Origin of the sequence: Nocardiopsis baichengensis YIM 90130 (assembly GCF_000341205.1) — a bacterium.
Lineage (GTDB): Bacteria > Actinomycetota > Actinomycetes > Streptosporangiales > Streptosporangiaceae > Nocardiopsis_A > Nocardiopsis_A halophila.
In genome coordinates this window covers 28759-50990 of record NZ_ANAS01000044.1, presented here as the reverse complement: position 1 = coordinate 50990, position 22232 = coordinate 28759, and the positions used below count along the sequence as shown (strand labels likewise).

Sequence of the window (22232 nt, the reverse complement as noted above, 5' to 3'; positions counted from 1 at the left end):
AGGCCGTGACGGCTCCGGAGGAGTGCCGGAGGAGTACTGTCTCCACAAGCGTCCGGGGGATTGCGGAGTGCGGTAGCGCTCGTCGGCGGACGGCTCCTGAGCATGGTCGATGACCTGCAATGGAGAACGAATCCTCATCTCCGGGCCCGTGCGGTCGCGCTGGCGGGTGCGTTCGAGCCGCTGATAGGCGAACTCAGGCGTGAGCAGGGATCAGACCCTGAGAACGCAGCCGACGGGCCCGACAGCGCGACGAGCCCGACCGCCCCGGAAGCGGAAGCCGACGAGGCCCCGACCGCCGTTGTCCGAGGCGACCGAGCGGAACAGGGCGACGACGAACGCCCTGACCTGCGAGTGGTCGAAGCCGCGGACCGCGGCGCCGAGCAGGCCCGCGCCCTGCCACCGGCCCCGCCCAGCGCGCCCGCAGAGGCCCACGTGCCGAGGGGCGGGCATGCCCGAGCCGCCCGGATTCGACGGTGGGCGACGGGAGCGTCTGCAGCAGGTGGATCAGGTGGATCAGGTGGAGACGCGGCAGGCGCCGGTCGTCGGTGGCATCGATCACCCTCGCGCACTCCCGCCACAGAGGTGGCGCCGGGCCGCCGGCCGCAGCGCGGCGTGTGGCGAAGCAGCCGGACCGAGGGGCACAGGGGCTCGCGCAGGCCTTCGTCCGCGGGAGCGAAGTCCTCGTAGGAGGGCGGCCACGGGTTCATGCGTCCGCCCCTGTCACGGTCAGCTCGGCGAGGTCGGAGACGACCACCTCGGCGCCGCGGGCGAAGAGCCCGGCCGCCTGGCCGCCCCGGTCGATCCCGACCACCATGCCGAAGCCGCCGCGTACGCCGACCTCCACCCCGACCAGGGAGTCCGCCACCACGGCGGTGCGGGCGGGGGGAGTGCCCATGCGGCGGGCCGCCTCCAGGAACAGGGCGGGGTCGGGCTTGGCGGGCAGGTGCAGTCGTTCAGCGTCGCGACCGTCCACCCGCACGTCGAACAGCTCGGAGGCGCCGATCGTCTTGACGATCGCGGCGCTGTTGCGGTCGGCCGACACGACCGCCGTGCGTATCCTCGCGTGCCGCAGGGCCTTGAGCAGCGTGAGCGTGGAGGGGGAGGCGGTGACGCCGTAGGTGCGCACGTAGTCGAGGAAGAAGCGCTCCTTGCGGTCGTCCAGCGCGGCGACGGTCAGGCTGCCCGGATCGGCGCCGGTGTGCTCCTCGGGCAGCGTGATTTCGCGCGAGGCGAGGAAGGCCCGCACGCCGTCCAGGCGAGAGCGGCCGTCGATGTACGCCAGGTAGTCGTCGCGCAGTGCGAAGGGGACGAACGGCTCACTCACGGCACGGGCCCGTGAGTGCAGGAAGTCGTCGAAGGTGCGCTTCCAGGCGGCGGCGTGGATGGAGGCGGTGTCGGTGATGACCCCGTCCAAGGCGAACGCCACTGCCGTGATCTCCTCTGGCACGATCAGCGCGCCACTGGTGTGCTCCACTTCCCCTTCTCTCCCCCGTGCATTGCCGGACGGGCGTCGCCGTCCGGGCGGCCGCCGGAAGGACACGGCCGACGCGTCCGCCCGGAGGTTCCTCAGCGCAGCGCCGGGAGGCGGCGGACGATGGCCAGGCCGTTCCACCAGCGGCCCAGGCCGGCGGTGTCGCCCGCGTGGACGAGGGCGAGGCCGACCATCACCAGCGCCATGACGAGGTGGTCGTCCATGAACGGGTTGTTCTCCGGCGGGAGGGCGGCGCTCCACATCAGCACCAGCATGATCGCACCGGCGACCCCGCCGATGCGCATGCCGATGCCCAGGAGGAAGGACAGGCCGATGCCGAGAAGGCCGAGCATGAACAGCCAGTCGGCCCAGGCGGCGCCGGCGAACGACTGGTAGAACCCGGCGAGGGGCCCTGAAGTGGCCTCGGTGAGGAAACCCCGGGTCGGGCTGCCTCCGTTGAGCCAGGCGCCTTGGGCGGGGGTGGCGAATCCCAGCCCGAAGAGCTTGTCCAGGAAGGCCCAGAGGAAGATCCAGCCGATCGCCAGTCGGACAATGGCGAGGACCGCACGGGCCGCGGGGGAGGCGACGATGTCGCGAGGCGCATCGGCCGCGACGGGGGGCCGGTGGATGTTCCGTGACGTCATGTCCGTGTCCTTTCAGGGACGTGCGGTGGCGATTCCAGAAAACGCCCGTTCCCCTCGTGAGGGGCAGGGGCGGCCGCACCGTCTCGCCGGGACCGAGGTCACCGCGCCCCGGGCACATCCGGACATCGGGTGCGTTGGGCGGCCAAGAACCGTCGGCGCCCCGGGCCTTCCTATGCGTGCATGCCGCGTCCTCCCACGCGGCGGCCGGTGACCCGCCCGGCGTCGATGCGGATCCAGGCCTCGCGGTCGCCGCCCGCCCACGGGCGCAGAGGGCGCCGCTCGCGTAGGGCGGCGCGTTCGGCGTCGTCGTCGATGAGGCGGGCGCGTCCGGCCAGGAGCACGCTCCATCCCTCGCTCATGGTCTCGTCGAGCCTGTCGACCTGGAAGCTCATGGGCTCGCCGACATGTTGGGCGATGGCCCCGTCGACGGCGGTACGCACGACCACGGTGCCGTCGATGACGCCGTAGTTGACCGGAAGCACGACCGGGGCGGCGCCTTCGGCCTCGGTGAAGGAGACGCGGCCCACCCCGCCGGGGCTGATCAGCTCCAGGCATTCCTCACCGGTCAGCACGGTGACCTCCGGCTCGGGAACCGCCGTGGCAGCGCTGCCGGGCGGCGTGTCGGTGTCGGTTCCCAGCAGGTGGTCGGGGGAGGTGTGCAGTGCCTGCGACAGCCGGTACAGCGACTCCCGGCTGAAACGAGCGGGGTGCGTCTCAAGGTAGGCGATGTATCCCGGGTCCATCCCGCTGCGCTCGGCCACCTCGTCCCGGGTCAGCCCCATCTCCGTGCGGCGCTGGACGACACGGCGTCCGATGTCGCCGCTGTGCGCGGTGTGCGGTCCTGTCATCGCCCTGCCCCGTGTTCGGCGTTCGTCCGGTCGGTCGCGCTCCTTCTGCGCACGGTCGTTCTGCACACGGTCACGCATGTGACACCGATGGGCCATGGGGCATTCGGGCCTTTGGGCCATGGCGGAGGTCCCGGGGCCGGTGCACACGGTCGAGGGGGACGGTATGCGGCCGCGGGCACCATGCCGCTGACACGCCGAGAGAAGGAGCGAGTGGGCCGGTCGCGTCGGCGCCCGGAGCACGAACGGACCGGTGTTCCGGGGGAGGAGGCGATCACGGGCGCCGGATGGAAGTTCTTCGTTCCGCGCGTCGCGGTCTCCCGGGCCGACGGGAACCGGTCACCACCACCGTGTTGAGCAGGAGTCACCCCCTGGCCGCGAGCCGGCATGACGGTGCCGAGCCGGTTCTGCGGCTCGGAGGGCGGCGGCCTGCGGAACCGTCATCCGTGTACGGACCGCGTTCGCCGACCCTTGACGTCCGATGCCGGGACACGGGCCGCGGCCGCAGGCGACCGCACATCGACCAGCGTCCCGCCGGGGCCAGGGGCGGAACGGGCGATGGGCCCTCCTCGCCGCAGGTGGAAGCCCGGGTCAGTGCGGCCGTGAGGGCGCAACAGGCCGGGCCCCGCGCGGCCGGGGCCGCCCCAGTCGCAGGATCATCTGCGGGTATGCGCCGCCGCAGATCCGCTCCGCGATGAAGGAACACAGCGCCTCTTCCTCCAGCGGCTGCGTGTGGAACGCCGCCGCCACGCCCTCGGCCGCGGCTGCCAGCAGCACCCGCTCCAGTGCCTGTCCGGCGGCGATCCAGGAGCCGCGGGTGTCGCCGGGTGTGGTCAGCAGCGCGACCGTTCCGGTGACCGTCCCCTGCACGTCGAGCATGCCGCGGATGCGCTGCTGCCCGTAGTCGCGGCCAGGGAACAGGCCGCTGTCCGGGTCGGGCGGGAAGTCGCCGGCGTGAACACCCTCGGCCGTCCGGCTTTCGGCCGACCGCACCCAGCGGGCGAGTTCGGCGGTCCGGACGCGCTCGTGGCGGTGGAGGTGCTCAGCGGCGGTGACCAAGCCGGAGAGCGCGCGGATGAGCGGCTCAGCGGTCAGCGGCTGGAGGGTCGCGCCTTCGGCGGCCGCGGCGGCGGTCAGGTCGCGGACCAGCATGACGTCGTCGATGTCGGCGGAGAACGGGCCGCGGTGGGTGCGGCGCCGGGGAATGGCCGCGGCGTGTGCGCGGGACTCCTCGTCGGGTGGGACCGCGGGTCCCGGCGCGACCTCGGCCAGCCGCCCGGGGCGTTCGGGGTCGGACAGAATCGCGACCTCCGGGACGCTCCCCTGGGCGCGCATCCCCACCCGGATGTTGTAGAGCGCGGCCCCGCAGCTGATGACCAGTTCCCTTGCCCGGGGGTCGGCCACGTCCAGGAGCCGCTCGGGGTCGGTGGCGACGATGATGCGCCCCCGCTCCTCGCTGAGGTTCCAGGGACGGGTGTTGCACACGGACGGTGCACGCTCGCCGGCCTCCAGGGCGGCCTGCAGGGGCATGGGTTCGGTGGTGCGCATGTCGGGCGATTCCATCATCGTCAGCTCCGGTCGGTGGCAGTCTCCGCGGCTCCGGCCCGTGCAGCCCGCGGATTCCGGGGCGGCCGGTCCGGCCGTCGCTTCTGAGGGGCCGGAAGGGGGACGGACCCTCCGCGGTCCCTACCTCCAGCACACCCGATCGATGTCCGAACCGGCAGAGACCAATACCGGGGAGGAGAGTGCCGGATATCCTCCCCGACAGGGCCATCGGTCCCGAGGACCGGCCGCCGGGCGGCCCCCTGCTCCAGCGGGCGGCCCGCCGCGCATCATGGTCCTTCGACGACCACGCGACTCACACCCGCGACGGTCCGTGCGATGCCGACCGCGGTCCGGCGCTCTCCGGGGGTGGCGTCGCCACAGGCCAGGTGCGCCACCCCGTCGCGTACCTCGGCCGACCACCGCCGCATGTAGGGCGCCCCCTCGGCCAGCGCGGAGCGCAGGTCGGAGGTGGTTTCGGCGTCGGACCGCCAGTGCATCCGCAGCAGGTCTCCACGGCCCACCATGCCCACCACACGCCCCGCGCGCACCACGGGAACCCACCGGATCCGGTCGCGCACCATCAGGTCGACCAGCCGGGCCGCGTCGGTGTTCTCCGTGACGGTGACCACATCGCGCGTCATCACGTCGGCGACGCGCTCCGCCAACCCCGATGCAGGCTCCGCCGCCGGAAGTGCCGAGGCCCGCGGATCGGGCTCGTACCGCTCCCGAAGAAAATCGATCTCCGTGACGATGCCGAGGAGCACACCGTCGCCGTCGAGCACCGGGGCGGCCGCCACACCCCGCTCGACGAACAGACGGGCGGCGTCACCTACCGTCGTCCCTGCTGAAAGCACCACGCGCGGCGTGGTCATCACATCGTTGACCAGCACGGCCCCTCCTTCTCGGTACCTGTCCCGTGGTCATCGCGGACCGCCGCGCCGCGTCCGGGGTGCGGGCACTGCCCCCCGACGGAGTCCACGTCCTCGACCTGGTCGATCCGCCCGCCCAAGGTGCGGCCCGTGCTGCGTCGGCGCAGCGTCCCATGCTGCGGAGGCGGCCGACCAAACCGCCCCGTGCGCCCTGTGTGTCGCTGCTGTCGACCACGGGCTGAGGCTCGTCCCCGGAGCTGTACCGGTCGGGCGCCCACCGGGGCGGGGCGTCGGGGCGGACCGTGATGACCGGGCCTTTCTCCTCGGAGCGCTCGGACGACGCCTCAGCCGTGGAGACCACTGCGCAGAGGTGCGTGCCCCTGCTGCCCGCCGTGCTCGCGCGGTGCGGGCGCGGCCCGCTGAGGGAACACGACTCTGCGGGTGCCGGGAATCCGTCGTGCCAGCGCCTCAATGCCCCGGCGCGCCTGCGGGTCCGCGGCGCCGACGACCTCGACGACACCATCGAGAACGGTCACCTCCACCTCCCCGGGATCGGGGAGGCGCAGGTCGAGCTCGGCTCGGACGTCAGCGGCGACATCCGCATCGGGGCGCATCATCAGGCGCATGATGTCGCGGCGGCACACGAGGCCGACCACTCTTCCGGAACGCAACACAGGCACGCAGCGGATACGCGTCTCGAACATGCGCCGGCTCAGTTCGCAGGCATCGTCGTCCTCGGCGGCGGTCACCACGGCGCGGGTCATCGCCGCGTTCACGCGGTGCACACCGGGTGCGGCCCGGGCCTCCAGAGCGCGGGCGTAGGCATCGGTGTCGGCTTCGAAAAGGTCGGTGAGAAGGTCGTTCTCCGTGACGATTCCGGTCAGTGCACCGGAGGCGTCGACGACCGGTGCGCTGTCACAGCGGTTCTCCGCCAAGAGGCGGGCGGCCTCACGCACCGGGGTCTCCTCGTCCAAGAGCACCTCTGCTTGCGACATCATCGCGTGTACCAGCATCGTTCCCGTTCCTTCGGACGCGGAGGGGAGGACGGCCCGTCCCCGGGGCGGCGGCATGCTGTCCGCCCTGCTTCCAGACTTCCGCCGTCCGGTGCCGGGCCGACAGTGCCCACGGGCCTCTCGCGGGCGGACGTTCGTATCGGCGGCCGACGACCCGGGACCGTGGGCACCGGGCGAGCGCCGCACGGGGGAGGGCAGGCGAGAGTGGGGGTGCCTCCTCGCCGCGCCGGACACGCCCCTCCAGGCCCGCCCGGGCCGGAAGGCCCGCGCCCCAGTGCCGTCAGGCCATCAGCCGACGAGGCCCCTGTCCTGGTCAACGGGCACGACCCGCGGCCGCCGTGCGACCCGTCGGCGGTGATCGGCCAGGTGGGTCCGTCAGGCGCTTCCCGGACGCCGGGCGGCGTGTGCGCCGGGTGCTCATCCCTCCGTCGCCCAGGCCGCACCGGTCGGCGCTGGGACCTTCGTCCCATCGATGCCGACGAATCGGTCCTTTGGTGCTATGTCGTGGACTGAGAGGACGACTACGTCGCACGCGACACCGACCTGCCGTTCCTGGTCCGGATCGACCCGCCGGAGGACTCCGCCGGCGCCTGCCGCCCGGGCAGGTTCCTCATCGCCGCCGACCTCGGCGATACGGTCGGCGGCGACAACGCCGCGTTCAAGACGGTGCTGATCGACGGGCGCACCGGCGAGCCCGTCGTACCCCAGGGGTCCCTCGGCTTCGGCTACGGCCGCGAGGGCGGCAGGTGGAACCTCCGGCTCGGCGACAACCGATCGCCGCTCCGCCTCTATGCCGACGGCTGCGAGACGGCCCTTGCCGACCTGCCCCGCTTCGACGGCGGCGGCGCCGAGACGATCCGCCGCAGCGTCCCGGTGCGCGAGATCGGCGGGCACCTGGTCACGACGGTCTTCGACCCGTTGCTCGCGCAGCACGGGGTGGGGCGTTCCGGACTGCCGGGCATGTGCCCGAGTGGATACGGCGACGCCACCCAGCCCTGCCCCCTGCCTGGCAGGAAGTCCACACCGGTGCCCCCGGCGGACAAGGCGGGGCGCATCGGCCGCGAGTCCGCCGCCAACGCCGAGGAGTCGCGCGGCCGCTCCATGGTCATCGTGGGGCCGGCACCGACCACTGGTTCCAGTCCGCCACCATCTACCGGTCCTTCTTGGCCCTGACGACGCTGACCGGATGCCGTGAGGGGCCGGGCCCCTCCGGGGCGGGAGCATTCCTGCGCGGCGGTATGTCGGGCCCGGAGTCCCCACAGGCCCGGCGCCCCGGAACCACACGTCCCGACGCCTACGGCCATGGAGAATCCCGAGCATGGACATGACATCTGGCAACGGCGGTCCCGGTCCCCTGCCCGAAGCGCCGACCGGCCCCAGGACCGTCCCCTCCGCTTCAGCGCCGTCGGCATCGACGGTCCGCCCGCCGGCCGGGCCGCACGCGCATGGGCGGCCGGGCCGTTCTAGCCCAAGCCGTCCTCGTCGATGGGGACGCGCCACACCGTCCGCGTCCCACCCTCCGGGCGCCGCTCGGCCGTGAACGTGCCGCCATGGCGAGCGGCGCGGTCGGCGAGATTGCGCAGTCCGCTGCGGCGGCCTTCCTCCGGGAGGCCCACACCGTCGTCCTGCACCGCCACGGCGACCCCCTCGTCGACGTGGACGAGGACCTCGGCCCGGGAGGCCTCGGCGTGGCGGGCGACGTTCGACAGGGCCTCCCCGATCACGGCCAGGACGTCCTCGCCCACGTCGTCGGGGACCGCGCTGTCGATGGGGCCGTCCAGGCGCAGACCGGCCGAGAACCCGAGGGGCTCGGAGGCGGCGCCGACCGCCTCCAGGATCCGGGTGCGCAGCCACCGTCGGCCCTCGCCCATGTGCTGCAGAGCGAAGATGGTCGAGCGCGTCTGCCGGATGGTGTCGTCCAGGTCGTCCACGGCCTGGCGCACCCGGCTGGCGGGCGCCGCATCGGTGATCCGGTCGACGCAGCCCATGAGCGACATCGCGATCGCGAACATCCGCTGGATGATGACGTCGTGCAGGTCCCGGGCGATGCGGTCGCGGTCCTCCAGGATGCTCAACCGCTCGGCGTGGCTGCGCGCCTCGGCCAGTTCGAGGGCGAGCGCCGCGTGGCCGAGGAAGGTGTGCAGCATCTGCGCGGTCTCGGGTGGGAACGGGGCGCTGCTCGCGCCGCGACCCAGCACCAGGACACCGCGCGCGCTGTCACCCGCACCGATCGGGGCCAGGAGAGCCGGCCCCAGCCCCAGTCCGTCCAGGAGCGGCGCGGACGCACCGTCCTCCCAGGAGACGTCGATGACGATGGGCGCGTCGCCGCGGAAGGCCCGCCCGACCGGCGTTCCGTGTACCGGGGCCGTACGTCCCCGGACCTCCGCCGCCCTCGGCCCGTCGGAGGCCAGCACGGTCAGCCTCTCACCCCCCGGCTCCGGTACGGCGACGGCGGCCAGGTCGGCGTCGGTGAGGGGGCGGACCCGCGCGGCGAGCAGCTCCAGCACCGTGTCCAGCCCGTCCCCGGTCAGCAGCCGGGTGGTGATCTCGTCCGACGTGCTCAGCCAGTGCTCGCGACGGCGCGACTCCTCGTAGAGGCGGGCGTTCTCGATGGCCACGCCTGCGGCCGTGGCCAGGGCGACCATGATCGCCTCGTCGTCCTCGTCGAACTCGGCGCCGCCGGCCTTCTCGGTGAGGTAGAGGTTGCCGAACACCGTGTCGCGCACGCGCACCGGCACCCCGAGGAAGCCGCGCATCGGGGGGTGGCCCCGAGGGAAGCCGTGGGACTCGGGGTGGTCGGTGATGTCCCGCAGCCGGAGCGGACGCGGATCCTTGACCAGCAGCCCGAGGAGGCCGCGCCCCTGGGGCCAGTGGTCGATGCCCTCGATCGCCTCGTCGTCCAGGCCGACCGGGATGAACCGTTCGAGCTCGCCGTCGCCCCCGATCACGCCCAGCGCGCCGTAGCGCGCATCGACCAGGTCCATGGAGGCCTCGACGATGCGTGTCAGCAGCGTTTCCAGATCAAGGCCGGTGCCGATCATGACGACCGCGTTGAGCAGTGAGTGCACCCGATCGCGGGTCACCATCACGGCGCTGAGGCGGTTCTGCAACTCGGCGAGCAGCTGGTCGAGCTGCATCTGTGGGATCAGCATCTGCGTGCCCGAGGACCGGGCATCGTCGTCGGACACCGCTCACCTCCGAGTCCACAGGCGCCGAACGCCGCGGGCCCTTGACCGCACCTGGGATTCTACCTTGGCAGGGGGAGGCCCGGCGCTCGGCGCGGGCGGCCGGCGCCGAACCGTCCGTAGGCCGCCGCGATCGAGGCGGGGAGGCCGAGGTGGAGGACGAGGGGCGGTCCTGTATCGCAGGCTTCAAGACGCTCACCGCAGAGAGGCGAGATCCGCAGCAGGAGTCTTCGGCGGCCCGATCCCGGGCCGAGAGCGACACTGAACGCTTCAACGGGCCCTGCCCCGGTCGGAGAGCGCATTTCCCTACTTACGTGAAGACCTCAGCGGGCGACGTCCTGTCCGAGACCGCTGAAAGCATCCGCCGAGGGCCGGATGGCGGCACGAGCACAGAGGGCGGTCGGCTCCGGTTCGTGCCCAAGGCCAGAGAAGCCGAACGGGGGTGAGCCCGGCGGCTCGGAGAGGGGGATCGCTCCCGACCGGAGCACGGCGCGGCGGGAGCCCTGCCACCTGGAGCGTGGCCGGGTTCCCGCCGCTGCCGTCCTCACAGTCCGGAGTAAGGGGGCATGAGGTCATCGACCTCCCAGGTGACCTTGTCCTCCACGGCGACGACGCCCTCGATCCGGCGGAGCAGTCGGCCCAGGGTGTGCGCCGTGCTGCGGTGGTGGACGCTGCCGGTCACTGTGACGGTTCCGTCCGCCACCGAGAAGGAGAGGTCGGACCCCCTGACCGTGCGGGTGAGGAAGCCGATCTCCTCCTTCACCGCCTCGGCGACGGTCTCGTCGTCCTGGAGGAACACCCGCAGCAGGTCCCGGCGCGCGACCATGCCGACCGGCCGGTCCTCGCCGTCCACCACGGGCAGGCGCTTGACCCCGCGCAGCTCCATGAGCCGGGCGGCCTCCACGAGGGGGGAGTCCGGCGTGGTCGTGATCGCCGGGCTGCTCATCAGCCGGGCCGCCGTGGTGGCGGCGGCCTTCTCATCGGAGCGCTCGACCAGCACACCGGTCCCCGTGAGCCGGGAGCGGAGCCGGGCCCGCAGGGGCGGCCGGTAGTCGGAACCGCGTTCGGTGTCCTTGAACTCCTCCTTGTGCAGGAGGTCCTGTTCGGACACCACACCGAGCACGCGGCCGCTGGCACCGACGACCGGAAGGGCACTGACGTTCCGCTCCAGAAGGGTCCGTACGATCTCCCGGTACCCTGTCTCCTCGCTGACCGAGGCGACCTCGGTCGTCATGACGTCGGCGATGGTCCGTGGCATGGTCTGCTCCTCGTCCTCGTCCTCGTTCTCCGTGCGGCAGGTCAGCGGGTGTCGGTGCCGGAAGGGGCAGTGTGGACCACCGCGACCGGGACCGTGCTGTGCACGAGGGCCGACTGGCTCACCGAGCCCAACAGCATGCCCGTGAAGCCGCCGCGTCCGCGGCTCCCCACCACCAGCAGGTCGGCGCCGGCCGAGGTATCGGCGAGGACCTGTGCCGGGTGCCCCGGGATCGCCGATTCCTCCACCTCGACCTGCGGGTAGTGCTCGCGGAGCCCGGCGAGCGACTCCGAGAGCAGTCGGCGGGCCTCTGCAGCGGCGGCCGCCAGTTCGGCGTGGGCGGCCTCATGGACCGAGGCTCCCGGCGAGCCCAGGATGTTCTGGGCGACTGCGCGGTGGGCGATGACCGCGCGGAGCACCGCCCCGCGTGCGGCCGCGGCGGAGAACGCCCAGTCCGCGGCGGCACGCGCGGAGGCGGACCCGTCGAGTCCCACGACGATGCGCTGCACCGGCGGCTTGGGAGCGCGGTCGGGGACCACCACCACCGGGCAGCGGCCGGCCGCCGCCAGCTCCATGCCGGTCGACCCCAGCATCACCGCGCCGAGCCGGCTCTGCCCGCGGGAGCCGACGACGGCGAGTTCGGCCTCGGCCGCTTCCAGGAGCAGGATCGGAGCGGCATCGCCCACCTTGTAGGCGGTCTCCACGTCCAGGCCGGCGCTGCGCTCCGCGGCCCGCCGCGCGGCCTCCTCGACCACGCCGCGCCCCAGCTCGTCGAACGAGAAGCCGGGGAGGCCCGCGGGCACTCTGTGGTACAGCGGCCAGTCGAAGGCGTAGACGATGCGCAGTCGCCGCCCGCGCATCAGGGCTTCATCGGCCGCCCAGTCCAGAGCGCGCAGGCTCGCCTCGGTTCCGTCGACCGCCGCGAGTACCGGCGCATCGGGTCGCTTGCTCATCACTGCCTCACTCGGTTCACCGGAGCTGTCGGTACCAACGCTAGTGAGGCGGCAGGGGACGGGGGCAGCGGCGAACGGGGGAGGGTGTCGGGACCTTGCGACTGCTCCGGAGGGACTTCGGAACGCCGCTCTCGGAGGCGGCGCTCAGTAGGTTCCGCCGCCGCGCGACTCCTCGGACTTGAGTTGGGCGGCGTACACCGCCGCCTGGGTCCGGCGCTGCATCTGCAGTTTGGACAGGATGCTGGAGACGTAGTTCTTGACGGTCTTCTCGGACAGGAAGACGCGCTCGCCGATCTGGCGGTTGGTCAGCCCCTCACCGATCTGCTCGAAGATGCTCCGCTCCTTGTCCGACAACGCGGCCAGCGGGTCCTCGCGCTCCGCCTCCTCGCGCATGCGGCGCAGGATCCGCGCCGTACTGCGGGGGTCGAGGAGCGACTCGCCCGCGGCGACGGTGCGGATGGCGCCGAGCAGGTCGCCGCCGTGGATCTGCTTGAGCACGTACCCGGAGGCACCCGCCATCACCGACTGGTAGAGGGCGTCGTCATCGGCGTAGGACGTGAGCATGAGGCAGGCGAGGCCGGGCATCCGTGAGCGCAGATCGCGGCAGACCTCCACGCCGCTGCCGTCCGGTAGGCGCACGTCGAGCAGGGCCACGTCGGGTTCGACCGCGGGGATGCGCGCGAGCGCCCCGGAAGCGTCGGCGGCCTCGCCCACGACCTCCATGTCGGATTCCTTCTCGATCATCGCCCCGACTCCGCGGCGTACGATGTCGTGGTCGTCCACCAGGAACACCCGGATCGTCTGCTCAGCGGTCATGGCGCGTCACCCCGTTCGATCGTGGTGGGTGATCGCCCACCGTGCGATCCCGTATCCGTCGCGCCGGACACCATCCCGGTGCACCGCCGCTCATACGAGCCTATGCCTCTCATGGCGGCTGCTCCAGTGCTCCGCCTTGCGACGCTCTGACGCGCGCGCAGCGACGCCCTGCGCTCCGCCGGCCGGGCGTGATCAGAGTGAGTTGCCGCGGCGGCATCGGGGACGGCGGACGCGTACTGCCGTGCCCTGGATTTGAGGAGGGGCCCGTGACGGTGCCGGAGGAAGATCGTCTCCATGCCGTCTCCATCGACGGGGGAAACGACCGCAGGGCGGGACCGTTGTACGGTCCCGCCCTGCGGTGATGCTGGTGGGCGATACAGGATTCGAACCTGTGACCTCTACCGTGTCAAGGTAGCGCTCTAACCAACTGAGCTAACCGCCCGAGTGGATCGGTACGTCTAGAGGCGGAGACGGGAATCGAACCCGTGTACAGGGATTTGCAGTCCCTTGCCTAAGCCACTCGGCCACTCCGCCATGAGCCGTGCGGCCATTCGAGTGCCCCATACGGCTTCTCCGAGCGGACGACGGGATTCGAACCCGCGACCCTCACCTTGGCAAGGTGATGCTCTACCAGCTGAGCCACGTCCGCGTGTCACGTGAGCGGAACTCCGTGCACCTTCTCTTGTTGCGGACCGCCGGGGCGGTCCAGAGCGGACGACGGGATTCGAACCCGCGACCCTCACCTTGGCAAGGTGATGCTCTACCAGCTGAGCCACGTCCGCATCGGAGGGAGTGATCCGGGCCGGTGTCCCGGCCGGTCGCCTCTCTGCGATGTCCTGAACTCTAGCGGATACTCGGCGCCAGTGCGAAATCGGAATCGGCGCGTGCCGGTCGGGCCCCGGTCACGCGGGGGTCGGGGAGGGGGTGGTGAGGGCTCTCCGGGCGGGGTGCGCCCCTCGCCCCGCCTGCCCGTGCTGCCCTTGCGGGTGGGCGCGCTCGCGCGGGTGTGCGCGGGCGCGCCCGGAGCGGCGGGGAGGGGTCTACCTCTCCGCGCGTGCGGGCGTGCCGGGCATGTCCGGGCGCGGCGGGGCCGACAGGTACTGGCCCACCCGCTCGATCACCTTGTTCATCTCGTAGGCGATCAGCCCCACGTCGCTGTCGGTGTCCGACAGCAGCGCCATGCAGGCCCCCTCCCCGGCGGCGGCGACGAACAGGAAGGCCCCGTCCATCTCGATGATGCTCTGCCGGATGTCTCCCGCCTGGAACTGCCGGGCCGCGCCGCCGGCGAGGCTGTGCAGTCCGGACGCGATGGCCGACAGGTGCTCGGCCGCGGAACGGTCCAGCCCGCTCGAAGAGGCCATCAGGAGGCCGTCGGTGGACAGGACGATGGCATGCCGGGTTCCTTGAGCGCGTGTGAGCAGGTCGTCCAGAAGCCAGCTCAGTTCGCCAGGGGCGGTGCTCCGTGTGGTCATAACTCTCAAGCTCTGTCGTGGGGTGGGTTCGTGGGCCGACCGTCCAGGCCCACCGGGCGGCGCCCGTGGGTGGGGATCCCCATAAGCGTTGCCCAGATGATAGCCATTCGTAACCCGTGGGGCCGGTTTCCGCCGCCGTGCCGGGGTGGTGCGCCGTGGTGCGGGAGGCGCCGGAGACCCCGGTTACCCAGCGGTCACGGTACTCACGGGCCCTTTCCGTGCCGAGGGTCCGGCCAATGCCGGACACGGGGCTTGCGTGCCCGCCGCGGCGGCCGTACCCCATCCCGCCCCGATCCCCCGCACGCGGGCCGGCCGCGTGGCAGGATCGGCCGGTAAGGATGCAGCGACTGTGGGGGTGGAGGCCATGCGGGTGTGGATCGCGGGCGCGGGGTTCGGCCGCGGAGAGGTCCTGGACGAGGGGGAGGCCCGGATCCCCGCGCTCGACCACGGGATCACCGTCGGGGACGGGGTCTTCGAGACCGTGAAGGGGGTGGCGGGCCGACCCTTCGCGCTCTCGCGGCACCTGCGGCGGCTCGCCCGGTCGGCCGCCGGTCTGGGGCTGCCCGAGCCCGACCTGGAGCTGCTGGCCGAGGGGGTGGGCCGCGCCGTGGAGGCCAACCCCGAGACCGACCCCTCGCGCATCAGGATCACCATGACCGGCGGGCCGGCGCCGCTGGGGTCGGAGCGGGGCGGCGGCGAGCCGACCTACATCGTGGGGATCGGCCCCTTCCCGCCGATCCCGTCGACCGTGCCGGTCCAGACGGTGCCCTGGCCGCGCAACGAGCGGGGCGCCCTGGCGGGGCTGAAGACGACCTCCTACGCCGACAACGTCCTGGCGCTGAAGTACGCCCACGACCGAGGCGCGAGCGAGGCCGTGTTCGCCAACACCCAGGGCGACCTGTGCGAGGGGACCGGGAGCAACATCTTCGTGGTCCTGGACGGGCGCCTGGTCACCCCGCCGCTGTCGGCCGGCCCCCTCGCGGGCATCACCCGTGAACTGGTGCTGGAGTGGGCCGGGGGAGAGGAGGCCGACGTCCCCATGGCCGACCTGGCCCGCGTCTCGGAGGCCTTCCTGACCTCCACGGGCCGCGATGTGCAGGCGATCAGCGCCATCGACGGGCGGGACCTGCCCGCCGCCCCCGGTCCGGTCACCCGCAAGGCGGCGGAGGTCTTCGCGGAGCGCTCCGCGGCGGACACGGACCCCTGAGGCGGGGCCCTGACGGAACACGAGTGCCGCGGCCCCCGGGGTCCGCGGCACTCGTCCGTATTCGGGCGGATATCTCGTCCCGATGGCGTTTTGTCACGCAACGCGGTGGGTAAACCACCCACGGCATGTGTGGCGTACCCGCGTCCGGGTGCGCCCGCACTGGCCCGGAACCGCTCCCGTAGGCCCCGGGGCGGCGGGCGCGGGCCGGACGTCAGGAGTACAGGTGGCGCTCGATCTCGTCGTCGAGGTCGATGTGGCCGCCCTCTTCACCCGCCGGGACGATCTCGTAGGTGCGGTGGAGGAACTCGGCGAGGGGGGCCACCGGGGCGTCGAACTGCGCCTGGCCGAAGGGCGAGGAGAGCGCGATGTTGACGGTGCGCTCGTCGCCGCCCTTGGAGGGCCACACCTGGACGTCGCCCTCGCCGACGGGGCGCACGATGCCGACCGTCAGCAGTTCGCGGGCGAAGATCCACTCGACCGGCTCGTCCTCGCCGGTGTGGAAGGCCACCTTGATCGCGTAGGGGTCGTCGGCGGTGTAGTCCAGCCGTGCGACCAGGGGGACCGAGGTGCGGTCGGGGACCACGAGCCGCAGGCCCAGCTCGGCGCTGGCGGTGGTGCCGCTACTGTTCATGTTCGCCAAACCTTTTCTCGTCCGGCCCCGCGGAGCGCGGGTCCGTAGTGCCGTCTCACCCGCTCCAACGCGGCCGTCCGCGATGTATGACGCGTAACCGCGGGACTTTTTGCCATCGGATCGCCAAGAGGTGCCCAAGCGGAGCCTCGCCGATCCTCCGTCACTGTAATGAGCTGCGGAAACCAGGAATTTCCGGATGATCTGTGTGCCGCGTCACGTGCCCGGAGGGGTGTGGCGGCCCTCCTCGCCACCGGCCGTTCACATCCCCTTTACCGAAGGGGTTTCACGTTTTGCGTGCCCATGAACGGCCGGGCGGCACCAGCGATGAGACCTCGATCACACCCCGAACCGCCCTCCTGGGGGGCGCGGGTTGCACGAGCACCCTGTCGGATGCGCTAGAGTTTTCATTGTTCGCCCCGCCGGACAGGCGGGAGACACCAGGGCGATTAGCTCAGTTGGCTAGAGCGCGTCGTTCACACCGACGAGGTCACTGGTTCGAGTCCAGTATCGCCCACCTGGGATCAAGGTCGGCTCCGTTCACACGGAGTCGGCCTTTTTCTTTGGGGTTTCGGCCTTCCCGCCGGGCGCCGCGTCCCGGTGCCGCCCCGGTCCGGCCCGCGCCGGAGCCGAACGGCGGCCGCCGCGTGCGTGCCCGTCGACGGTTCCTTCCGCGCGTTCAGAGCAGCGTTGGAGGCGAACGGTTCGGCCTCGGAGCGAGCAAGGTGCGCAACGGCCCCACTGGGGCGCGTGGGGCGGGGCACGGGCCATTGAGGGCGGGCGGCGGCCGGAAAGATGCGGCCCGAATCCCGGAGCGGCGTCCCCGAGCCGCGGTGCAGGGGCGCGCACCGCTCCCGTCCGCGTCTTCTCCGCTCCGCGCCCAGAAGGGGAGCCGCGTCGGCGGGCGTGCCGAAAGCATCGGGTGTGCGCCGGGCGTGTCGCCCCGTGCGGGACGCCCTGAGGCGCGTACAGGGCCCCCGGCCTACCGCCCCTCAGGAGCGGTGGGCCTTCTTGCGCAGCGCGCGCTTCGCGCGGCGCTTCTGATCGGCCTCGATCGCCTTGTCCCTGCCGCGCCGTGCCCACACCCGTGCCCGGCGCAGCAGGCCTCTGGCCCAGGAGAATTCGGTCGAGAGGATCACCAGGCCCATGAGGATGCCGCCGATCCCCGGACCCGGGGTGACGCACATGATGATCCCGGCGATCAGCACGGAGGAGCCGACGACGGCGACCACCGAACGCCAGGTCAGATGGAGCACCGGGTGGGCGTGCATGCGCATCCGCCAGACGCGCAGGCGTGCCCTCAGGCGGCGCCAGTGGCGCGTTCGGGCGGGCGAGGGGCGCGATCCCGACGGATCCGGCTGATCTTCAAGGCCGGCCAGTGGGGTCTTGGGCATGCGCAGAGGATATCGGCCTGATCAAGCCCGGGAATCGGACCGATTGCGAGAACCGCCCGCTGACCGGCGACGACGCGGCCGCGAATCGGCGTGTCTGGGCCCCTCCCTTCCGCCCCGACCGGCCATCGCGCCGCCGTCCCCGCCGCTGCCGCGGCTCCTCAGGGGAGGGGCGCCCCGGCCCCCGCGTCGTGCCCGTACACCCAGTCCGCGTTCTCCAACTCCACGTCGGCCAGCAGCCCGGGCCGCGCGTCGGGCACCCCGCCCTCCTGCGCCAGCACCTCCATGGCGCCGCGCCCCAGGGCGTGGATGCGGTCGGTGCGCGGGCGGCGGGCGCGCGCGTACGCCGACAGCGCCGGCCCCACGGTCAGCGCCGTGGCCCCGGACAGGCACCGCGCCAGCACCACCGCGTCCTCCACCGCCTGGTCGGCGCCCTGGGCGAAGAAGGGCAGCATCGGGTGCGCGGCGTCGCCCGCCAGCGCCACGCGGCCGCTGGTCCAGGCCGGGACGGGCGCGCGGTCCTGCAGTCCCCAGGCCCCGACCCACTCGGCGGCGCCCAGGGTCTCCAGCACCTCCGGGACCCAGCCGCGGAAGGCCCGGGCCAGCACCTCCACACGCCCTCCCGCGGTCCAGGACTCGGCGCCAGGCTCACCCGCGGGCACCAGCGCGTTGAAGCTGACCTGCCGCCCCCCGGCCACCGGGTAGCGGGTGAAGGAGCGGTCCGGCCCCACCCACACCCGCACCCCGGGGTCGGCGACCGCCGCGGGCAGCGCGCTCCCGGGCGCCAGCCCGCGGTACACGCTCTGCCCGGAGGGGCGCTGGTGCTCGGGCCGCAGCAGCGCCCGCATCGAGGAGTGCACCCCGTCGGCGCCGATCGCCGCGTCCCCGTGCACCCGGCGGCCGTCCGCGCACAGCAGCGCCACCTCGTCGCTGTTCTCCAGGATGTCGGTGACGTAGTGCTCGGGGCGCACGGTGCCGCGCGGCACCGCATCGAGCAGGATCGCGTGCAGGTCGGAGCGGAGCAGCGTGTAGAAGGGCGCGCCGTAGCGCTTCTCCGCCTCCTCGCCGAGCGTCAAGGCGTGCAGCAGCCGGCCGTCGGCGCCCTCCAGCACCTCGCGGCGGGCCGGGCGCACCGAGGCCGCGGCCAGCGCCTCGCCCAGCCCCAGCCGCAGCAGCAGGCGCGTGGCGTTGGGCGCCAGCTGCACCCCGGCGCCGACCGGCGTGAAGTGGCGGGACTGCTCCAGCACCACGCAGCGCCGGCCCCAGCGGTGCAGCGCCAGCGCCAGCGTCAGCCCGGCGATGCCCGCTCCGACGATCACGATGCGCACCCTGTGCCCCCGTCCTGCCGAGTGTCCGCCGGTGTCCGGTTCCGGTCCCCGCCCGTTGCATACCCGTGCGACCGGCCCGGTTACCGCGCGTCGATCGGCTCCGGACGGCCGGTCCCGGCCCGGCCAACCGATAGCATCGGGCGTGGGAGGCGGCATGCGCCCCGGGGCCGGTCCCGGGTGCGCCGTGGGCCCCTCCCGACCACGATCCGGCAAGCGATTTGAGGAGCCACTGTGTCCGCCGTGCCTGAGCTGCGTATCACCCTCGCCGGAACCGAGCGTTCGGTGGCGGCGGGGACGACGGCCGGCCAGGCGTTGGAGGCGGACGGCCGGACCGTGATCGCCGCGCGCGTCAACGGCGAGCTGCGCGACCTCGCCTGGGAGCTGTCCGAGCAGGACGCGGTCGAGCCCGTGGAGGTCTCCTCCGAGGACGGGCGCGCGATCCTGCGCCACTCCACCGCGCACGTGCTCGCCCAGGCCGTCCAGGAGCTGTTCCCCGAGGCCAGGCTGGGCATCGGCCCGCCCGTGGAGAACGGCTTCTACTACGACTTCGACGTCGCCGAGCCCTTCACCCCCGACGACCTGAAGCGTCTTGAGAAGAAGATGCAGGAGATCGTCAAGCAGGGCCAGCGCTTCGACCGCCGCGAGGTCTCCGACGACGACGCGCGCGCCGAGCTGGCCACCGAGCCCTACAAGCTGGAGCTCATCGGCCTCAAGAGCGGCGCGGACGAGGCCGCCGAGGGGGCCGGGGTCGAGGTCGGCGAGGGCGGCCTGACCATCTACGACAACGTGCACCCCCGCACCGGCGAGCTGTGCTGGAAGGACCTGTGCCGGGGCCCGCACCTGCCCACCACCAAGGCGGTCCCGGCGTTCAAGCTGATGCGCTCCGCGGCCGCCTACTGGCGCGGCAAGGAGACCAACCCCCAGCTCCAGCGGATCTACGGCACCGCCTGGGAGTCCAAGGACGCCCTCAAGGCCTACCTGACCTTCCTGGAGGAGGCCGAGAAGCGGGACCACCGCAAGCTCGGCGCCGAGCTGGACCTGTTCTCCTTCCCCGACCAGATCGGGTCGGGGCTGGCGGTCTTCCACCCCAAGGGCGGTGTCATCCGCAAGGAGATGGAGGACTACTCGCGCCGCAGGCACGAGGAGGCGGGCTATGAGTTCGTCAACACCCCGCACGCCACCAAGGCCCAGCTGTTCGAGACCTCGGGCCACCTGGACTGGTACGCCGACGGCATGTACCCGCCCATGCAGCTCGACGACGGGGTGGACTACTACCTCAAGCCGATGAACTGCCCGATGCACCACCTGATCTTCGACGCGCGCGGGCGCTCCTACCGGGAGCTGCCCCTGCGGCTGTTCGAGTTCGGGACCGTCTACCGGTACGAGAAGTCGGGCGTGGTGCACGGCCTGACCCGGGCGCGCGGCTTCACCCAGGACGACTCGCACATCTACTGCACCAAGGAGCAGATGGCCGGCGAGCTCGACTCGCTGCTGACCTTCGTGCTGGACCTGCTGCGCGACTACGGGCTGGACGACTTCTACCTGGAGCTGTCCACCAAGGACCCGGAGAAGTACGTCGGCGGCGACGAGGTGTGGGAGGAGTCCACCGAGGCGCTCCGCCAGGCCGCCGAGAAGCAGGGGCTGGACCTGGTCATGGACCCGGGCGGGGCCGCCTTCTACGGCCCGAAGATCTCGGTGCAGGCGCGCGACGCCATCGGCCGCACCTGGCAGATGTCCACCCTCCAGGTCGACTTCAACATGCCCGAGCGCTTCGACCTGCAGTACACCGCCGCCGACGGAAGCCGGCAGCGGCCGGTGGTCATCCACCGCGCCCTGTTCGGCTCGATCGAGCGGTTCTTCGCGGTACTGCTGGAGCACTACGCCGGCGCGTTCCCGGCCTGGCTGGCCCCGGTGCAGGCGGTGGGCATCCCGATCGCCGACGAGCACGTGCCCTACCTGGAGCGGTTCGCCGAGCGGCTGCGGGGCGAGGGCATCCGGTTCGACGTCGACTCCGGCGACGACCGGATGCAGAAGAAGATCCGCAATGCCCAGAAGCAGAAGGTGCCCTTCATGCTGCTGGCCGGCGACGAGGACATCGGCAAGGGCGCGGTGTCGTTCCGCTACCGGGACGGCTCCCAGAAGAACGGCGTGCCGCTGGAGGAGGCGGCGCAGGAGATCATCGCCGCCGTGCGCGAGCGCCGCTGAGGCGCGGCCCCGGACCGTGTCCCCTCCGCCGCCGCGGAGGGGACACGGTCGTGTCGCGGTGCGCGGCGCCGAGGGGGTGCGGACGGTAGCGTTGGTGACCGTCCGACGCCGGTCGGGCGGTCCGCGGACCGGAGACTGACGCAATGGTACGAAGAACGACGGTCATCACCGTGGTCAGACGCCTGATCGCAGGGCTGTTCGCGGCCCAGGCGGCCGCGGTCCTGGGGCTGGTCGCCATCGACCTGTGGCGCAAGCGGGTGCGGCCGCGGCGGGCGCACTTCCCCCGGACCGCTCCCAAGGAGCTGCCGGTCGGCGAGACCCTCGTGACGACCTACACCTACGGGGAAGACCTCTTCTCCGACATGCTGGACGCGATCCGCGGGGCGCGCAGGCGGATCCTGTTCGAGTCCTACATCGTCAAGGGCGACCAGGTCGGGCGCCAGTTCAAGCGGGAGCTGATCGCCGCCGCCGAGCGCGGCGTTGAGGTCCACGTCATCTACGACGGGTTCGCCAACCTGGTCGTCCCGCGCTCGTTCTTCCGCTTCCCGCCGTCGGTGAACGTGCTGCGGTTCCCCGTGGTCCACCCGGGCGTGCTGCTGCTGGACGTGCGCAAGCTCGGGCGGGACCACCGCAAGATCCTCTCGGTCGACGGCGAGGTCGGCTTCGTGGGCGGCTACAACGTCGGGTCGGCCTACGCCACCGAGTGGCGCGACACCCACCTGCGCCTGGCCGGACCGGCGGTCTGGGAGCTGGAGAACGCCTTCTGCGAGTTCTGGAACCGGTACCGGAAGGCGGCCCAGCCGCGGCTGTCGGCGTTCGGCGAGGCGCAGTGGACGCCGGCGGTGCGCTCCCAGCGCAACCAGCCGGACCTGTTCGTCTACCCCATCCGGGGGATGTACCTGGACGCGATCGACCGCGCGCGCGAGCACATCTACATCACCCAGGCCTACTTCCTGCCCGACCGGGAGATCGTGGACGCCCTGGCGGCCGCCGCCCGGCGCGGGGTGGACGTGCGGGTGCTGGTCCCGGCCGAGTCCAACCACGTGGTCGCCGACTGGCTCTCCCGGGGGCTGTACGCGTCGCTGCTGCGGGGCGGGGTGACGCTGTGGCGCTTCCAGGGCGCCATGGTGCACGCCAAGACCGCCACGATCGACGGGCGGTGGTCCACCGTGGGCACCGCCAACATCGACCGGCTGAGCCTGACGGGCAACCACGAGATCAACGTGGAGATCTTCGACGACGGCATGGCCGGCCACCTCGAAGAGGTCTTCGCCAACGACATCGCCAACGCCCGCCCGCTGAGCGAGACCGCCTGGAACCGCAGGCCCCTGCTGGCCAAACTCACCGAACGCATCATCGGCCCGCTGCGCCCGTTCTTCTGAGCGCGCCCATGTCGGTCCCGGTG

The 22232-nt window shown here is 72.4% G+C and carries 18 protein-coding genes and 5 tRNA genes; 5 read left to right on the top strand and 18 right to left on the bottom strand.

All coding sequences use genetic code 11. The annotated features are described in order from the left end of the window. Positions 1 to 703 precede the first annotated feature (703 nt). From C892_RS0127495 to C892_RS0127470, 6 genes are all read right to left on the bottom strand, one after another. Positions 704 to 1474, bottom strand: coding sequence for an HAD family hydrolase (locus C892_RS0127495; protein WP_040685630.1), 771 nt, complete (start codon positions 1472 to 1474; stop codon positions 704 to 706). A 92-nt stretch (positions 1475 to 1566) separates the two neighbouring features. Then, complete coding sequence (locus tag C892_RS0127490; protein ID WP_017541044.1) at positions 1567 to 2115, bottom strand: hypothetical protein; 549 nt, start codon at positions 2113 to 2115, stop codon at positions 1567 to 1569. A 170-nt stretch (positions 2116 to 2285) separates the two neighbouring features. Continuing rightward, positions 2286 to 2963: a helix-turn-helix domain-containing protein gene (locus C892_RS0127485; protein ID WP_017559831.1), complete on the bottom strand. Its 678-nt coding sequence runs from the start codon at positions 2961 to 2963 to the stop codon at positions 2286 to 2288. Positions 2964 to 3551: 588 nt separating this feature from the next. Next, positions 3552 to 4508, bottom strand: coding sequence for an Acg family FMN-binding oxidoreductase (locus C892_RS0127480; RefSeq protein WP_239647562.1), 957 nt, complete (start codon positions 4506 to 4508; stop codon positions 3552 to 3554). Between the two features lie 284 nt (positions 4509 to 4792). Further along, positions 4793 to 5395, bottom strand: coding sequence for a CBS domain-containing protein (locus tag C892_RS0127475; protein WP_017559829.1), 603 nt, complete (start codon positions 5393 to 5395; stop codon positions 4793 to 4795). A 323-nt stretch (positions 5396 to 5718) separates the two neighbouring features. Continuing rightward, on the bottom strand, positions 5719 to 6387 hold the full coding sequence (locus C892_RS0127470; RefSeq protein WP_017559828.1) for a CBS domain-containing protein: 669 nt from the start codon (positions 6385 to 6387) through the stop codon (positions 5719 to 5721). A gap of 666 nt (positions 6388 to 7053) precedes the next feature. On the opposite strand from C892_RS0127470, the gene C892_RS0127465 reads away from it, so the two are divergent. Continuing rightward, on the top strand, positions 7054 to 7560 hold the full coding sequence (locus tag C892_RS0127465; RefSeq protein ID WP_026124676.1) for a hypothetical protein: 507 nt from the start codon (positions 7054 to 7056) through the stop codon (positions 7558 to 7560). A 290-nt stretch (positions 7561 to 7850) separates the two neighbouring features. Here the strand turns inward: C892_RS0127465 and C892_RS0127460 are convergent, their stop codons facing one another. The 9 genes from C892_RS0127460 to C892_RS0127420 all read right to left on the bottom strand — a co-directional run bounded on the left by C892_RS0127460 (position 7851) and on the right by C892_RS0127420 (position 14068). Beyond that, on the bottom strand, positions 7851 to 9575 hold the full coding sequence (locus C892_RS0127460) for a sensor histidine kinase (RefSeq protein ID WP_017559827.1): 1725 nt from the start codon (positions 9573 to 9575) through the stop codon (positions 7851 to 7853). A gap of 541 nt (positions 9576 to 10116) precedes the next feature. Further along, positions 10117 to 10830 (bottom strand): CBS domain-containing protein, encoded by a 714-nt coding sequence (locus C892_RS0127455; RefSeq protein ID WP_017559826.1) that lies wholly within the window; start codon positions 10828 to 10830, stop codon positions 10117 to 10119. Positions 10831 to 10871: 41 nt separating this feature from the next. Continuing rightward, the gene (locus C892_RS0127450; RefSeq protein WP_017559825.1) at positions 10872 to 11780 is read right to left on the bottom strand and encodes a universal stress protein; all 909 of its coding nucleotides are present in this window, start codon (positions 11778 to 11780) and stop codon (positions 10872 to 10874) included. 144 nt (positions 11781 to 11924) lie between these two features. Next, complete coding sequence (locus C892_RS0127445; RefSeq protein WP_017559824.1) at positions 11925 to 12596, bottom strand: response regulator transcription factor; 672 nt, start codon at positions 12594 to 12596, stop codon at positions 11925 to 11927. Between the two features lie 365 nt (positions 12597 to 12961). Then, positions 12962 to 13038, bottom strand: a tRNA-Val gene (locus tag C892_RS0127440). A gap of 20 nt (positions 13039 to 13058) precedes the next feature. Further along, positions 13059 to 13130: transfer RNA gene (locus C892_RS0127435), tRNA-Cys, on the bottom strand. Between the two features lie 42 nt (positions 13131 to 13172). Next, a tRNA-Gly gene (locus C892_RS0127430) sits at positions 13173 to 13245 on the bottom strand. Between the two features lie 60 nt (positions 13246 to 13305). Beyond that, a tRNA-Gly gene (locus C892_RS0127425) sits at positions 13306 to 13378 on the bottom strand. Positions 13379 to 13636: 258 nt separating this feature from the next. Then, positions 13637 to 14068 (bottom strand): roadblock/LC7 domain-containing protein, encoded by a 432-nt coding sequence (locus C892_RS0127420; RefSeq protein ID WP_017541059.1) that lies wholly within the window; start codon positions 14066 to 14068, stop codon positions 13637 to 13639. A gap of 364 nt (positions 14069 to 14432) precedes the next feature. On the opposite strand from C892_RS0127420, the gene C892_RS0127415 reads away from it, so the two are divergent. Continuing rightward, positions 14433 to 15275, top strand: coding sequence for an aminotransferase class IV (locus C892_RS0127415; RefSeq protein ID WP_026124675.1), 843 nt, complete (start codon positions 14433 to 14435; stop codon positions 15273 to 15275). Between the two features lie 211 nt (positions 15276 to 15486). Here C892_RS0127415 and C892_RS0127410 read toward each other — a convergent pair whose 3' ends face one another. Beyond that, positions 15487 to 15906, bottom strand: coding sequence for an SsgA family sporulation/cell division regulator (locus tag C892_RS0127410; protein ID WP_017541061.1), 420 nt, complete (start codon positions 15904 to 15906; stop codon positions 15487 to 15489). Between the two features lie 440 nt (positions 15907 to 16346). On the opposite strand from C892_RS0127410, the gene C892_RS0127405 reads away from it, so the two are divergent. Continuing rightward, positions 16347 to 16420, top strand: a tRNA-Val gene (locus tag C892_RS0127405). Positions 16421 to 16895: 475 nt separating this feature from the next. Here the strand turns inward: C892_RS0127405 and C892_RS0127400 are convergent. Both C892_RS0127400 and C892_RS0127395 read right to left on the bottom strand, forming a co-directional pair. Then, positions 16896 to 17174: a PGPGW domain-containing protein gene (locus C892_RS0127400; protein ID WP_017559822.1), complete on the bottom strand. Its 279-nt coding sequence runs from the start codon at positions 17172 to 17174 to the stop codon at positions 16896 to 16898. A 281-nt stretch (positions 17175 to 17455) separates the two neighbouring features. After that, the gene (locus C892_RS0127395) at positions 17456 to 18613 is read right to left on the bottom strand and encodes an FAD-dependent monooxygenase (protein WP_239647560.1); all 1158 of its coding nucleotides are present in this window, start codon (positions 18611 to 18613) and stop codon (positions 17456 to 17458) included. 240 nt (positions 18614 to 18853) lie between these two features. On the opposite strand from C892_RS0127395, the gene thrS reads away from it, so the two are divergent. Then, positions 18854 to 20827, top strand: a complete 1974-nt coding sequence (gene thrS, locus C892_RS0127390; RefSeq protein ID WP_017559820.1) for a threonine--tRNA ligase — start codon at positions 18854 to 18856, stop codon at positions 20825 to 20827. A 143-nt stretch (positions 20828 to 20970) separates the two neighbouring features. Continuing rightward, positions 20971 to 22209: a phospholipase D-like domain-containing protein gene (locus tag C892_RS0127385; protein ID WP_017541065.1), complete on the top strand. Its 1239-nt coding sequence runs from the start codon at positions 20971 to 20973 to the stop codon at positions 22207 to 22209. Positions 22210 to 22232 lie beyond the last annotated feature (23 nt).

Bases quoted from the DNA above. Each gene is read 5' to 3' on its own strand.
- C892_RS0127490 (WP_017541044.1), bottom strand. From the start codon at position 2,115: ATGACGTCACGGAACATCCACCGGCCCCCCGTCGCGGCCGATGCGCCT.
- C892_RS0127450 (WP_017559825.1), bottom strand. From the start codon at position 11,780: ATGAGCAAGCGACCCGATGCGCCGGTACTCGCGGCGGTCGACGGAACC.
- C892_RS0127470 (WP_017559828.1), bottom strand. From the start codon at position 6,387: ATGCTGGTACACGCGATGATGTCGCAAGCAGAGGTGCTCTTGGACGAG.
- C892_RS0127400 (WP_017559822.1), bottom strand. From the start codon at position 17,174: ATGCACGCCCACCCGGTGCTCCATCTGACCTGGCGTTCGGTGGTCGCC.
- C892_RS0127385 (WP_017541065.1), top strand. From the start codon at position 20,971: ATGGTACGAAGAACGACGGTCATCACCGTGGTCAGACGCCTGATCGCA.
- C892_RS0127420 (WP_017541059.1), bottom strand. From the start codon at position 14,068: ATGACCACACGGAGCACCGCCCCTGGCGAACTGAGCTGGCTTCTGGAC.
- C892_RS0127485 (WP_017559831.1), bottom strand. From the start codon at position 2,963: ATGACAGGACCGCACACCGCGCACAGCGGCGACATCGGACGCCGTGTC.
- C892_RS0127445 (WP_017559824.1), bottom strand. From the start codon at position 12,596: ATGACCGCTGAGCAGACGATCCGGGTGTTCCTGGTGGACGACCACGAC.
- C892_RS0127415 (WP_026124675.1), top strand. From the start codon at position 14,433: ATGCGGGTGTGGATCGCGGGCGCGGGGTTCGGCCGCGGAGAGGTCCTG.
- C892_RS0127410 (WP_017541061.1), bottom strand. From the start codon at position 15,906: ATGAACAGTAGCGGCACCACCGCCAGCGCCGAGCTGGGCCTGCGGCTC.
- C892_RS0127480 (WP_239647562.1), bottom strand. From the start codon at position 4,508: ATGCGCACCACCGAACCCATGCCCCTGCAGGCCGCCCTGGAGGCCGGC.
- C892_RS0127455 (WP_017559826.1), bottom strand. From the start codon at position 10,830: ATGCCACGGACCATCGCCGACGTCATGACGACCGAGGTCGCCTCGGTC.